The following is a 14286-nucleotide window of genomic DNA, read 5'->3' on the forward strand; positions in this document are numbered from 1 at the left end:
GAATAGCGGATTAGAAATCGACCGTCGCCTGTAGGCTGAGGCTACGCGGTTCCCCTTCAATCACGCGCAGGTTGCCGGCGCTGGAAGCATAGTACTCGCGGTTGAACAGGTTTTTCACGTTCAGTTTCAACTGGGTATGTTTCCCCAGCAGCTTGCTGTCCCAGGCGACAAAAGCATCCGCCACGGTATAGGCCGGCATGGTGAAGCTGTTCTCCGGATCGCCGGCACGGCGGCCGACATAGCGCGCGCCGCCACCGACGCGCACGTCGCCGGGCACCACCGGCAGCGTCATGCGGTGGCTGAGATACAGCCCGCCCATGTTGGTCGGGGCGTTGACCAGCCGGTTGCCGACGTTGGCCGGGTTGAGGTTGTCCTCGACGATCTCGGTTTTGTCGTAGCTGTAGTTGGCGGTGAGATCCCAGTTGCGCGCCACTTCGCCGTTCAACTCCAGTTCAACGCCGGTGGAACGCGCTTTGGGAATGCTGCGGGTTACGCCGTTGATAAAGATCGACATATTGCTTTCATCGATGCGGTAGAGCGCCAGCGTGGCGTCGAACGCCGGGGTGATCTGCCATTTGCCGCCCACCTCATAGGTGGTGCCGGTTTCCGGCGTGGCGACGTTGCCGTTATCGTCGATGGCGGTGGACGGCGTGAAGGAACGGCTGTAGTTACCGTACAGAGACAGATTCGGCGTCAGCTTATACACCAGCCCCGCCTGCGGCAAAAACTGATCGTCTTTGTCATTGAGCGTATTTTTCGGCTTCTGGAAACCGTTGCTGTTGTTCTGGTAATACGACTGATAGCGTGCGCCCAGCACTGCGATCCACTGGTCGGTGAGATGAATGCTGTCCTTGGCGTACAGCGAGCGGCTGAACAGCGTGGCGCGCAGGTTGCTCAGCGAGTCGTTGTAGGTGGTGTTGTCGGTGACAGGGGCTTCGCCGTAAACCGGGTCGTACATGTTGAAGGTTTTCGACACCTTGCCGCGATAGGAGTAGGCCTTGTAAGTCTGGTTCTTCTCGTAGTCCACGCCCAGCAGCAGGTCGTGCTGCATGCCGAACACTTCCGGCGAACCGGTCACATCCCAGGAATAATAATCGGTCTGGTGATTGAAGCCGCGGTTGGCGTCGGCGCGGCGCGAAACGATGCCGGTCGCGGTGTCGATCGCGGTGGCGCGCACTTCGTTGCTGTCGTAACGGCGCTGCAGCCAGGCGTAGTTGAGGCGGGTGGTCCAGATCGGATCCAGCGCATATTCATAATGGGCGTTCAGGCGTTTGTTCTTGCCCCAGGCGCGGTTGGCGTAGTCGTCCAGCCGGCGGTTGTAGGGCACGTCGACCGGTTTACCGCCGATAAACGCGGTGCCGCGATCGTAAGGAATGTCGTATTTGTACTCGCTGTAGGCGATGTTAAAGGAAGCCTGGTCGCCGAACCAGCTGAGTGAAGGAGCGATCAGCGTGTGTTCGTCGCTGCCGAAGTTGCGCCAGTAATCCTCGTGCTGGCGCTCGGCGATCAGGCGAAAGGCGAAGCCGCCGCCCAGCGGGCCGGTCACATCGACGCTGCCGCTGCCGCCGCCGAAGCTGTTGGTGGCGCCGCTAATGCGGGTGTTCCAGTCATACTGCGGTTTTTTGCTGATCAGGTTGATGACACCGCCGGGGCTGAGGATGCCATACAGCAGCGAAGCGGAACCTTTCAGGACCTCGACGCGATCGGTGGTGGCGTCCATGCTCAGCCCCTGGTTGCTGCGCACGCCGTCGATGAATACCGAACCGTCGGAGTTAACCCCAAAGCCGCGTTTGACGAAGCCATCCTCGGTGCCGCCGAGCGTGTTGCCCTGGGTGACGCCGCTGACGAATTTCATCGCGTCATTGACGCTTTTGACCTGGAAGTCGTCAATCACCTGCGAGGTAACGACGCTGACCGATTGCGGCAGTTCACCGATCGGCGTGGCGGTTTTGCTGCCGGTTGAGGCGGTATCGGCGCTATAGCTGCCGGCAGGCAGGGCGGTGGCGGTCACCGTGATGGCGTCTTCCTTTTTTGCATCGGGCGCGGCGGCGAACGCCAGGGCGGGAAACAGGCCGGCAAACAAGGGAAGCGTGCGAAGGGCGTGATTTTTTTTGCTTTTATTAGGCTGGCGAAGAACTGACTGGTGCATATCATTCCATGGTGAATTATAAATAATAACGATTATCATTATAATTATTATTTATTGATTTTGGATAGCGGGAATTGACGTATCGGCGCATTGCCCGATTTTATTTTGTCATTAAGGAAAAATACGGCGGATTTTACCAGCCATCTGGCGACAGGGTGTTCAGAACGGTCAAGGCGACGGCTTCCCCCCGGCAGCTTGTATGCCAACGGTGGCGCTCGCCGTCAATATATTGATACACAAATATATTTTTCCTTGATGAATAAACAGGTGTTCGAGCCGACAAAACTGGCAATAATAGCCGGGGCGGCCGTTTATATTCTCCTCACCGCCGACGGTTGTGACGCGAACAGACTGTCACCTTACGCTAGCGGAAGTCTCTGGATCCAAGATGCAAACCACCTCGTTGTCCGATGCCCGAAAAATCTGGCCCGCGCTCACCGTTTTCTTGCTGGTGTGCACGCTGTGCCTGCTGGGCATCGAGAGCCGCCCCGGCAGTTTTCTGGCGATATTCTGGCCGGCGAACGCCGTGCTGCTGGCGGTATTGGTGCGCCGCCCGCAGTGGGCCACGCGCGCCGGTTGGTGTATGGCGGTGCTGGGCTATCTGAGCGCGGATCTGCTGACCGGCAGTTCACTGGAAAAGGCGCTGCTGCTGAACGCCGCCAATCTGGCCGGCGTAGTGGTGGGATACCTGTTGTTCATGCGGCTGTCACCGCCGGCACGTATGCTGCAGCGCGGCGCTTCCAGCATGTACCTGTTCGGCATCTGTCTGGCCGCCGCCGCCACCACCGGCGTGGCGGGCGCCGTTGCCTCGCAGTGGCTGTTCGGCAGGCCCTATTCGACTTCGCTGGCGCTGTGGTTCTCATCCGAATTCACCAACTACGTCACGCTGATGCCGTTTATTCTGGTGTTTCCCGCCGATTGGCGACACCGCCTGCGTGCGGCCGGCACCATGCTGGCGCAGCGTAGCCAATGGCCGCGTGCAGGCCGGAAACTCGCCGTATTGGCGCTGCTGTTGCTGGCGGCTACCTGCAGCGTGTTGATCGGCGGCCCCGGCGCGGTGATCTTTCCGATGCCGGTGCTGCTGTGGCTGGCGATGTCCTTTTCGCTGTTCAGCACCATGATCGCGGTACTGGCCTATGTCTTGTGGTGCCATTTGGCGATCGATTTCGGGCTGTTGAGCAGTACGCTCGACATGAAGGTGTTGCAAAACGCGGTGTCGATGCGCCTGGGCATCGCATTGCTGGCGCTGGGGCCGATCGCCGTCGCCAGCATGAACTATGCACGCAACGCGCTGTTGCGCACGCTGGAGCATGTGGCGAATCACGATGCGCTGACGCACGTGCTGACGCGCAACGCGTTTATGCAGCGCGGCGAACGGTTGATCGACCAAAAAGGCGAGCTGGTTTGCGTCATGATGCTCGATATCGACTATTTCAAATCGATTAATGACCGTTTCGGCCACGCCGGCGGCGATCAGGCGTTGATGGCCTTTACCCGTGCGATCGCCGACGATCTGAGCGTCGACGATCTGTTCGGCCGCATGGGCGGCGAAGAGTTTGCCATCGTGTCGACGCTCGGTCAGCCGCAGCAGGGATTGCAGCTGGCCGAACGTCTTCGCCAGCGCATTGAAACGGAATCGATCCCCATGCCGGCCGGTTATCCGCTGCAGATCACCGTCAGCATCGGCATGGTCACCTGTCCAGGCGGTTCCGGCCAAAGCCTGGCCGATCTGCTTAAGCTGGCGGATCTGGCGGTTTACAAGGCGAAAAACGCCGGCCGCAATCAGGTCGCCACGCCGGAAACTTATCCACCGACGCTGAACTTTCGATCCTGAGCGCCTGCCTGCCGTCTAAACTGGTAGGGGGGCGCGGGCACCTTCGCCTGCGCTGAACCGACTGTCTTTATCAGACAAGAGGATGCCGGGATGAAATATGTAGACGGGTTTGTGGTGGCGGTGCCGGCCGCCAATAAGGAGGCGTATCATCGGTTGGCAGCGGCCGCGGCGCCGCTGTTCAAAGAGTTTGGCGCCACGCGCATCGTAGAGTGTTGGGGGGATGACGTGCCCGACGGCAAACTCACCGACTTTCGCGGCGCGGTGAAGGCGCAAGAAGGCGAAGTGGTGGTGTTCAGCTGGATAGAGTATCCCTCCAAGACGGTGCGCGACGCCGCCAATGAGAAAATGATGAACGATCCGCGCATGAAAGCGCTGGGCGACATGCCGTTTGACGGCAAGCGCATGATCTTTGGCGGATTCGCGCCGATCCTCGATGAGTGAAGGAGGCGCCGATGGCCAGAATTACGCAACATCTGTGGTTTGAAAAAGACATGGAAGCGGCGTTGAACTGCTATGTCGCACTGCTCCCCGGTTCATCCGTGAACTGGTTTTCCGACCTGCCGGCGGATACGCCGAGCGGCCCCGCCGGCAGCGTGAAGCTGGCTTCTTTCACCCTGGGCGATCAGCGCTATGCGGCGATTGAAGCCGGGCCGCTGGATCCGTTCAACCACAGCTTCTCCATCATGGTGGAATGTGACGATCAGGCTGAGGTGGATAGACTGTGGGACGCGCTGAGCGAGGGCGGCGAGGCGGAGCAGTGCGGCTGGCTGCGCGATCGCTGGGGGCTGTGTTGGCAGATTGTACCGCGGCGCCTGACGGAATTGATGAACGATCCCGACGCCGCCCGGGTGCGGCGGGTGACGGAAGCGATGCTGTTGATGGGTAAAATCGACATCGCCGGCCTGGAAGCGGCGGCGCGCGAGTAGTCGATGAGAGACGAGGAGAGAACGGATGCACCGAGAGCAACACAGTATTGAACGTATCGGCTGGCTGCGGGCCGCGGTGCTGGGTGCCAACGACGGCATCGTTTCGACGGCCAGCCTGCTGTTGGGCGTGGCGGCGGCCAGCGCTTCGCATTCGGCGCTGATGCTCGCCGGCGTCGCCGGGTGGGTGGCGGGCGCGATGTCGATGGCTACCGGCGAATACGTATCGGTTTCGTCACAGGCGGATACCGAAAAGGCCGCGCTGGCGGAGGAACAGGCTGAACTGCTCGAAGACTATCCGGGAGAATTCCGCGAGCTGACGTCGATCTATGTGCATCGTGGCCTGGATCCGGCGCTGGCCCGACAGGTAGCGGAAAAGCTGATGGCGCATGACGCGCTGGAGGCCCACGCGCGCGACGAGCTGGGCATTTCCGCCGCCACGCGCGCCCGGCCGTTGCAGGCCGCGCTGGCGTCGGCCTTAAGTTTCTCCCTCGGCGCCTTGTTGCCGCTGCTGGTGGCGCTGTGGGTGCCGCTCGACTGGACGCGGCCAGCGCTGGTGGCGTCGGCGCTTTGTTCCCTCGGCATTCTCGGCGGCATTGCCGCGAAAACCGGCGGTGCGCCTATCTTGCCGGGCGTGGCGCGCATCCTGATCTGGAGCGCCCTGGCGATGGCGGTCTCCTCCGGCGTCGGCATGCTGTTTGGCGTCGCGGCCGGGTAGCATCGCGCTTGCATCAATCTATTGCACCTCAAGCGCAGAATTTATCATTTGTCAGCCGCCGGCGTTCGCGGCAAGGTGACGGCAACGCGTAACCAGTCAGGGACACTTATGCAAAAATCACAGATTCAACCGTGGGTCGCACAGCATCCGCTGTTGCAACACATGGTCGCCCTCGAACCGATCACCTGGTTCAATCCATGCACCACAACGCTGGCCGAAGGCTTGCCCCATGTCGGGCTGACCGCCGCCGACGTCGCCGCGGCAGAGCAGCGCCTGGCGCGTTTCGCGCCTTATCTCAGCGCGGCCTTCCCCGAAACCCGGCCCGCCGGCGGGATCATCGAATCCGAGCTGGTGGCGATCCCCGCCATGCAGCAGGCGTTGGATCGGCGTTACGGGCTGCGGCTTGGCGGGAAACTGTTGTTGAAAAAGGACAGCCATCTGCCGATCTCCGGTTCGATCAAGGCGCGCGGCGGCATCTACGAGGTGTTGACGCACGCGGAGAAGCTGGCGCTGGAGGCGGGGCTGCTGCAGACGGGCGACGACTACGCCCGGCTGTTTTCCGACGAGTTCCGCCAATTCTTCAGCCAGTACCGTATCGCCGTCGGCTCGACCGGTAACCTGGGGCTCTCGATCGGCATCATCAGCGCGCGGCTGGGGTTTGACGTCAGCGTGCACATGTCGGCAGATGCGCGGGCGTGGAAGAAGCAGAAGCTGCGCGACAACGGCGTGACGGTGGTGGAATACGCCGAAGATTACGGCGTGGCGGTCGAGCAGGGGCGCAAACAGGCGGCGAACGACCCGCGTTGTTTCTTTATCGACGATGAAAACTCGCAAACCCTGTTCCTCGGTTATGCGGTGGCCGGCGGCCGCCTGAAGCGGCAGTTCGCCGAGCAGGGCATCGTGGTGGACGCGCAACATCCGCTGTTCGTTTATCTGCCGTGCGGCGTCGGCGGCGGGCCGGGCGGCGTGGCGTTTGGCCTCAAGCTGGCGTTCGGCGACAACGTTCACTGCGTCTTCGCCGAGCCGACCCATTCGCCCTGCATGCTGCTCGGCGTCTACAGCGGGCTGCATGACGGCATTGCGGTGCAAGATCTCGGTATCGACAACCGCACGGCGGCGGACGGGCTGGCGGTGGGGCGCGCCTCCGGCTTTGTCGGCCGGGCGATGGAGCGCCTGCTGAGCGCGTTTTACACCCTCAGCGACGAAGAGATGTTTGCGCTGCTCGGGTTGCTGGACAGGCACGAGCATATTCAGCTGGAGCCTTCCGCGTTGGCCGGCATGGCCGGGCCGTGGCGCATTGCGGCCCAGGTGCGGCAGCTCAGCGAGCAAGGGGTGAGCGCCGAGAGCCTGGCGCAGGCGACGCATCTGGTGTGGGCGACCGGCGGTGGCATGGTACCGCCGGCGGAAATGGCGAAGTACCTCGCCGCCGGGCAGGCGGCGGAGTAAGGCGCAATAAAAGGGGCGAAGATCGCCCCTGATAACCTGCTGCGCGGTTACAGCTGTTCGCCGTTGCTGGCGATCACCCGGCGGTACCAGTCGAAGCTCTTCTTGCGTGAACGTTCGAGCGTGCCGGTGCCGTCGTCGTGCTTGTCGACATAGATGAAACCGTAGCGTTTGCTGTACTCGCCGGTGGTGAACGACACGCAGTCGATGCAGCCCCAGGGGGTGTAGCCGATCAGGTCAACGCCATCTTCAATCACCGCTTTCTTCATCTCTTCGATATGGGCGCGCAGATAGTCGATGCGGTAGTCATCGTTGATCTGGCCGTCCGCGTCCACCTTGTCGAAGGCGCCGAAGCCGTTTTCCACAATAAACAGCGGCTTCTGGTAGCGTTCATACAGCACGTTCAGCGAATAGCGCAGCCCGACCGGATCGATCTGCCAGCCCCAGTCGGAGGCTTTGACGTGCGGGTTCGGCACGTTGCCCGGGAAGCCGAACATGCCGTCGCTGCCGTCCACCGCGTTGGCCTGCAGCGCGTTGCTCATGTAATAGCTGAAACCGATGTAGTCGGTGCAACCTTCGCGCAGGATCTGCGCGTCCTGCGGCTGCATCTCGATCTTCAGCCCTTTGCGTTCCCAATCGCGCAACAGGTAGCTGGGGTAGTAGCCGCGCATCTGCACGTCGGTGTACAGATAGCGCTGGTGCATCGCCTCGACGGCGTACATCACGTCGTCCGGCTTGCAGGAATACGGGTAGAACGGCACGCAGGCCAGCATACAGCCAATCTTGAATTCGGGGTTGATCTGGTGGCCGAGCTTGACCACCTGCGCGCTGGCGACGAACTGGTGGTGCAACACCTGATACAACGCCTGCTCCGGGTTGTCTTCCTGGGTGTAGTCCACGCCGGAACAACAGTAGCCGAACAGCGGGTAGCGGTAATTGCTCTGGTTATTGATCTCGTTGAAGGTCATCCAGTACTTCACCTTTTCGCGGTAGCGGCGCATCACCACCTCGCTGAAGCGCACGAAGAACTCCACCACCCGGCGATTTTTCCAGCCGCCGTAGGTTTTCACCAGATGGTAAGGCATTTCGAAGTGGGACAGGGTGATCACCGGCTGGATGCCGTATTTCAGCAGTTCGTCGAACAGATCGTCGTAAAACTGCAGGCCGGCCTCGTTCGGCGTCGTTTCGTCACCGTTGGGGAAGATGCGCGTCCAGGCGATCGAAGTGCGGAAGCATTTGAAGCCCATCTCGGCGAACAGCGCCACGTCCTGCTTGTAGCGGCCGTAGAAGTCCACCGCTTCGTGGTTGGGGTAGCGATAGCCGTCGAGCACGCCGTCGGTCATCACGCGATCCACACCGTGCGAACCGCCGGACAGCACGTCGGCGATGCTTGGCCCTTTGCCGCCCCGATCCCAACCGCCTTCAACCTGGTGCGCGGCCACCGCGCCCCCCCACAGAAAATCCTTCGGCAACTGTTTCATCGTCAATGTCTCATCGGTTTATTTAATGAAGGGTAATAACGCTGCGTTGAGAATAGAGTAGCAAGATGGAAAGGAATGTCACGATATAACAAATCACCGCATAAAGTGATTTGTCACAGTAAAAAAACAGCCTGTTTTATTTTGCCGAATTAATCTGCCCGAGCCGTTTACCGATGGTTTCAATAATGTAAAGCACGGGGATCTGAGTGGTAATATTATGATGCCCGCCGATCAAATGCTGCGGAACGTGATAGGAGAGGTTGAAGTCCGCCAGCCGCGCCAGCGAAGAGGTTTCGTTGTTGGTGATGCTGATGATCTTGCAGTGGTGCAGGCTGAACTGGCTGGCCAGGCGCAGGATCTCTTCGGTTTCGCCGGAGACCGACAGCATGATCGCCACCGCGTTTTTATACATGTCGCTGTTGATGGGATAATAAGGATCGTCGATATGGGTGCTGAATTTCCCCACGTTGGAAAAGAAACGCGCGCCATATTTCCCCAGTGCACCGGAGGTGCTGATGCCGACGAAAATAATCCGCTCGGCGGCGGCGATATGTTGCACCGCCTGATCGATCAACTGATTAAACTCTTCGTTGCTGACGCTTTTAAAAAAGCTGAGGATTTCGCCGATGCCGGCATCGACCGGCGGCGCGTCGCTCTGTTCGAGATACAGCTTGAAACGGATGCGAAATTCCGAATAGCCGTCGCAGCCCATTTTCTTGCAAAACCGCAGCACGGTGGTGGTGGACACGCCGGCGGCCTCGGCCAACTCGCGAATGGTCATGTACATCACTTGATTCTTGTGTTTGCTGACGTAGTTATAAACCATCAGCTCCAGGGCGTTGAGTTCGGCGATTGCTTTATGGGTAAACATGAGTCGGTCCGGCGGCTGAAAACGAGAAGCTTATCTGCGGGTTAACATAGCAAAATTCACCGCCGCCGGCACTGCCGGAGCAAAAGAAAAGCCGCACCAGTCAGGGGCGGCCCAGAGTTCACGACGAACAAATAAAGCAAAACGTTCCGGAAGACGTGTCATGAAAACGCATTTCATCACACCGGGTTAGCATAGGTCAGCTTAGGCCGGCGGCAAAATGCCGGTTTTTGCTTTCTAAAGCTAAAGGAGGGCAAAGGCGATGCCTCAGGCCGGATTGATGATGGTGACGGCAATCAGCTCGGAGTCAGCGCAGAAAGAGCCGCCGGGGGCTGGACAGCCGCGCCGCGTTGGTGACAATAGGGCCTTTCACATGGACAGAGGCAGTAAAATGAATACGTTAGAGGCAATCCGCCAGCGCCGCGCCACCAAACAGTTCGATACGCAGCACAGGATGACGCTCGAAGAGAAACAAGCGTTGCTGACCATCGCGCTGCAGGGCGCGCCCAGCGCCTTCAACCTGCAACACTGGCGCCCGCTGCTGATCGAAGACCGCGCCCAGCGCGAGAAAATTCGTGAGGCGGCGTGGGGACAGGCGCAGGTGACCGACGCATCGATGCTGGTCGTGCTGTGCGGCGATCTGTCGAGCTGGGAGTCACAGGTAAGAAATGTCTGGGCCGAGGCGGCGGAGCCGGTGCAGCAGTTCATGATCCCGGCCGTCGATCAGTATTATCGCGGTAAGCCGCAGGTGCAGCGCGACGAAGTGATGCGCAGCAGCGGCATCTTCGCCCAGACGCTGATGCTGGCGGCCAAGGCGCAGGGCTACGACTCTTGCCCAATGGACGGTTTTGATTTCGACGCGGTGGGTGAGATCATCAACAAACCGGCGCATTATCAAATTGCGCTGATGGTCGCCATCGGTAAGGCGGCGGGGCAACCTTATCCACGCATCGGCAAACTGCCGTTCGACGACGTAGTGAAAACCGACCGTTTCTGATCTGAGCGGTGAATGACAAAAGGGGAGGCTTGCGCCTTCCCTTATTTTTTGCGACGCACAGTTCGTTCCAGTAGCTGAAACGGATGCGCCGTTGCAGGCGGTGATACCACATAGCAAACTCCTTCTACCCGACACGGTTTAAATAAATAGCACCGGGCCGGGCGCAAGACGAATGCTTTATCGTGCATAGCTTGCCCGCTGGGCGGGATTAACCGGTTCTATCGGCCCGACGGGTGACCGGCGCCAGCCGCCAGCCGAAGTTCATGCCCGCCGCGGCGCCCAGGATCGCCAGCGTGCCGAGCAGCTGCAACAGGCTGAGGCGGTGGCCGAACGCCGCCCAGTCCACCACGATCGCCACCGCCGGATAAATGAACGACAGGGCGCCGACCAGCGGGGTGGGGATCTGTTGAATGGCACCGTACAGCAGCGTGGACATCAGCCCGGTATGCACCAGGCCGAGTGTCGCCAGCAGCAGCCAATCGACGGGCGCCGCAGGCAGTTGGGCCAGGCCGGCGAACGGCACCAACGCCAACGCGCCGACGGTCAGCTGAATCAATACGATCAGCTGCGGCGGCAACGCGGCCAGCTGTTTGACGATCGCCGCCGCAATGGCGTACATCAGGGCCGCGCCCAGCGCCAGCGCGACGCCGAGCAGGTAGTCATCGCCGCCGCCGCCGCTTTGTCGGCCGGTGACGATCAACACCATCCCGGCGAACGCCACCAGAAGCCAGCCCAGCCGATTGGCCGTCAGCTTTTCGCCGAACAGCAGCGCCCCCAGCGCCACCAACATGAACGGCTGAACGTGATAGGTGACCGTGGCGACTGCGATCGAGGCATGCTTATAAGCGGCAAACAGCAGCGTCCAGTTGAGCACCAACGCCACGCCCCCCAGAATGGCGAAAGCCAGCTGGTGCCGGTTGATGGTACCTCGCTTCAACTGGCCGAGTGCGGCGCAGGTCGCCAGCATCGCCAGCGCGCCGAACGCGCAGCGCCAAAACACCACCGTGGCGGGCGGTTGCCCTAAAGCGATCACCGGCCAACCCACGGTGCCGGAGATGGTCATGGCCAGGATCATTTGCAGTACGCCGCGCGTTTTCGTTTTCATATCGTCCTCCTCGTTGCCTGACCGTGCTTGCGGCGAGGCGACTTAATCATTAAAATGAACAATCGGACAATATGATGAACACGGCAACGGTTGTTCGTCAAGTCGAACAATTGGATGGTATAGCGAACAGTGAGTGACTATCGGATGCAGAACATCACGCCAATCGGCCTGTTGTCGGCGGCGATCCGCCGTGAGCGGGAGCGGTTGAACCTGTCAGTGACCGAACTGGCGAAACGCGCGGGCGTCGCCAAATCCACGCTGTCGCAGCTGGAAGCCGGCAGCGGCAATCCCAGCCTGGAAACGCTGTGGGCACTGGCGATGGCGCTGGACGTGCCGGTCAGCCGGTTGATTTCACAGCCGAGCAGGCAGGTGCAAGTGATCCGTGCCCACGAGGGAACGCCCGCGCTGTCAGAGCAGGGCAACTACGCTGCCACGCTGTTGGCGACCTGCCCGCCGGGGGCACAGCGCGATATTTATCGCCTGCGGGTGCAGCCTGGTGAAGCGAAGCTTTCCCGGCCGCATTCCCCCGGCACCGTCGAGCATGTGATCATCAGCAGCGGCCGGGCGCGTCTTGGGCCGGCGGATCAGCCGTTGGAGCTGAGCGCCGGGGATTACATCAGCTACTCCGCCGATCGCGAGCATATTTTCGAAGCCCTGGAACCGGAGACCACTGCGGTGATGCTGATCGAGCAGGGCTAGCCTGGGCGTTGAGGGTCTGTTTATTGAAAACGATTCTCACTTGTATTAGTGTGCCCGCCTGTTTTGACGCCGGGACGGGCGTGTCACCCGGCGTCGCCGTTTAACGCCCTTCAAGGACCGAAGATGAAAATCGCTATTCCATCCATACTGTTGCTCGCCGGTTTGACGGCGACGCACCCGGCCACCGTGTTGGCCGCTGCACCGCCTGCCGCGGCGGATCAGGGCCAGAGCGACACGGCCAACAACGATTTCAGCTTCGTGCGCTATCGCGCGGATTACCGGGTCAACGCCAACGCCACCAACGTGAAGACGGAAAGCTACGAAGTGCTGCTGAAGACCAAGGCGGCGGTCGAGAAATTCAGCCAAATCCGCCTGAGTTACAGCGAGAAAATGGAGACGCTGGAGGTGGTTGCCGCCTATACGCTGACCGCCGACGGCCAACGCCACGACGTGGCGCCCGATCGCATCTACACCCAGGAGAGCTACTCCAGCGCCACGGCACCGCTGTACGCCGATCGCAAAGTGCGCGTTATCGTGTTCTCCAACCTGGCGCCGGGCTCGCGCGTGGTGTATGAGCTGCGTCGCACGCAAAACACGCCGTATTTCCCCGACTATTTCGGCCTGTGGGAGACGTTCAGCGTTTTCGATCAGTTCGACGACGCCGAAGTGACCCTGCAGGCGCCGGCCAAGCTGCCGATGCATATTTTCACGCGCGGCGTGACGGGCGGGGACAAGCCGCAGATCCGCGACGGGCAGGCGCACTGGCGCTGGCATTATTCGCGCAGCGCGCCGATGAAATCGCAAAACTGGGCGGCGGACAGCTGGACCTTCAGCCCGACCATCATGGCCGGCACCTACCGCGAGTGGCCGCAGTTGGCCAAGGCCTACCAGCTGAAGGCCGGCGCGGCGGCGAAGGTGACGCCGGGCATTCAGGCGCTGGCGGACAACATCACCGCCGGCATCAGCGATCGGCGCGAGCAGGCGGAGGCGCTCTATCGCTGGGTGGCGCAGAACATTCGCTACGTGGCGGTGTACCTGGGCAACGGCGGGCTGGAGCCGAACTCGGCGCAGAGCATTCTCGACAACCACTACGGCGACTGTAAGGATCACGTGGTGATCCTGGAGGCGCTGCTCGCCGCCAAGGGCATTGCAAGCTCGCCGGTGCTGATCGGCATGAACGAAGGCCCAATACTGCCTAAAGTGCCGCTGCTCAGCCGCTTTAACCACGCCATCACCTACGTGCCGGAGTTCAATCTGTACCTGGATTCCACCAACCCCTGGGCGCGGTTCGGGCAACTGCCGGAAGGTGATTTGGGGGCGCCGGTGCTGCTGACGCGCGACGCCAAACTGGCGCGCACGCCGGGCAGTGACGAGCAGCCGGTCAAGAGCGCGCTGAGCGTCGATTTCGTGTTCGACAACGCGGGCAATCTGCAAGGGCAGACCGAGCGTCGGTTAAGTGAAGTAGAAGAAATTGATCTGCGGGGGTACTTCTCGCAGCTTAACCGGCAGAACCGGGCGCAGGCCGAAGCGTCGATCATGTCCGCTTCCGGCATCGACGGCAGCGGTGAGGTGGCGATGAACAGCGATCCGCTGGATCTCAAAAAACAGTTCGGTTACCGCTTCCGCTTCAAGGCGGACGACTACGTCGATTTCGGCGTGGTAGGCGGCATGACGCTGCCCAATCCGCCCGGCGGCAAATCGTTCCGCACGCTGTATACCACCACGGCGGCGCCGGGCAACGAAACGCCGTTCTACTGTAGCGCACAGCGCTACGACGAAACTTACCGTCTGCAGCTGCCGGCCAACGTGCCGATCATCGCCATTCCGCAAGACAGGCAGTTCCGCAATGCGGCGGGCGACTATCGCGTGGCGTGGCGGCGCGACGGGCAGCAGGTGATCGTCAACCACCGGCTGCAGGTGAACGCCATTCGCGGCAAGGAAGCGCTGTGCCAGGCGCAGGATTACCCGGCGTTCCGCGAGCTGTTCCAGCAGGTGCGGCGCGGTTTCCGCGGCCAGGTGGTGTACGGCGAATTGGCCAACGGCAAATAAACCGATGCCCCGCCGCGTTC

At 61.1% G+C, this 14286-nt stretch carries 12 protein-coding genes; 8 read left to right on the forward strand and 4 right to left on the reverse strand.

What is annotated here, in order from left to right:
- Positions 1–10: 10 nt before the first annotated feature.
- Positions 11–2149: a TonB-dependent siderophore receptor gene (locus tag BHU62_RS02070; protein WP_415915699.1), complete on the reverse strand. Its 2139-nt coding sequence runs from the start codon at positions 2147–2149 to the stop codon at positions 11–13.
- 388 nt (positions 2150–2537) lie between these two features.
- Between BHU62_RS02070 and BHU62_RS02075 the strand changes: the two genes are divergently transcribed.
- The 5 genes from BHU62_RS02075 (at position 2538) to BHU62_RS02095 (ending at position 7070) form a co-directional block, all read left to right on the forward strand.
- Entirely contained in the window at positions 2538–3983 is a 1446-nt protein-coding gene (locus BHU62_RS02075; RefSeq protein ID WP_073528918.1) for a GGDEF domain-containing protein, read from the forward strand.
- A gap of 90 nt (positions 3984–4073) precedes the next feature.
- Entirely contained in the window at positions 4074–4424 is a 351-nt protein-coding gene (locus BHU62_RS02080; protein ID WP_073528919.1) for a DUF1428 domain-containing protein, read from the forward strand.
- An 11-nt stretch (positions 4425–4435) separates the two neighbouring features.
- On the forward strand, positions 4436–4909 hold the full coding sequence (locus BHU62_RS02085) for a VOC family protein (protein WP_073528920.1): 474 nt from the start codon (positions 4436–4438) through the stop codon (positions 4907–4909).
- Positions 4910–4934: 25 nt separating this feature from the next.
- Positions 4935–5624, forward strand: coding sequence for a VIT family protein (locus tag BHU62_RS02090; protein WP_073528921.1), 690 nt, complete (start codon positions 4935–4937; stop codon positions 5622–5624).
- A 108-nt stretch (positions 5625–5732) separates the two neighbouring features.
- Positions 5733–7070: a D-serine ammonia-lyase gene (locus tag BHU62_RS02095; RefSeq protein ID WP_073528922.1), complete on the forward strand. Its 1338-nt coding sequence runs from the start codon at positions 5733–5735 to the stop codon at positions 7068–7070.
- A gap of 47 nt (positions 7071–7117) precedes the next feature.
- On the opposite strand, the gene BHU62_RS02100 is transcribed toward BHU62_RS02095, so the two are convergent.
- Positions 7118–8554, reverse strand: a complete 1437-nt coding sequence (locus BHU62_RS02100; RefSeq protein WP_088776026.1) for a 6-phospho-beta-glucosidase — start codon at positions 8552–8554, stop codon at positions 7118–7120.
- 130 nt (positions 8555–8684) lie between these two features.
- On the reverse strand, positions 8685–9419 hold the full coding sequence (locus BHU62_RS02105; RefSeq protein ID WP_073528924.1) for a MurR/RpiR family transcriptional regulator: 735 nt from the start codon (positions 9417–9419) through the stop codon (positions 8685–8687).
- A 388-nt stretch (positions 9420–9807) separates the two neighbouring features.
- On the opposite strand from BHU62_RS02105, the gene BHU62_RS02110 reads away from it, so the two are divergent.
- On the forward strand, positions 9808–10413 hold the full coding sequence (locus tag BHU62_RS02110) for a nitroreductase family protein (RefSeq protein ID WP_073528925.1): 606 nt from the start codon (positions 9808–9810) through the stop codon (positions 10411–10413).
- A 208-nt stretch (positions 10414–10621) separates the two neighbouring features.
- Here BHU62_RS02110 and BHU62_RS02115 read toward each other — a convergent pair whose 3' ends face one another.
- Positions 10622–11518 carry a DMT family transporter gene (locus BHU62_RS02115; protein WP_073528926.1) on the reverse strand — a complete coding sequence of 299 codons (897 nt, stop codon included), beginning with the start codon at positions 11516–11518 and terminating at the stop codon, positions 10622–10624.
- 144 nt (positions 11519–11662) lie between these two features.
- On the opposite strand from BHU62_RS02115, the gene BHU62_RS02120 reads away from it, so the two are divergent.
- Both BHU62_RS02120 and BHU62_RS02125 read left to right on the forward strand, forming a co-directional pair.
- Positions 11663–12217 (forward strand): helix-turn-helix domain-containing protein, encoded by a 555-nt coding sequence (locus BHU62_RS02120; protein WP_073528927.1) that lies wholly within the window; start codon positions 11663–11665, stop codon positions 12215–12217.
- 123 nt (positions 12218–12340) lie between these two features.
- A complete protein-coding gene (locus BHU62_RS02125; protein ID WP_073528928.1) occupies positions 12341–14266 on the forward strand; it encodes a DUF3857 domain-containing protein in 1926 nt (641 codons plus the stop codon).
- The last annotated feature ends 20 nt before the right edge of the window (positions 14267–14286 follow it).

The organism is Serratia marcescens (genome assembly GCF_001902635.1).
In the GTDB taxonomy this organism is placed as follows: domain Bacteria; phylum Pseudomonadota; class Gammaproteobacteria; order Enterobacterales; family Enterobacteriaceae; genus Serratia; species Serratia marcescens_F.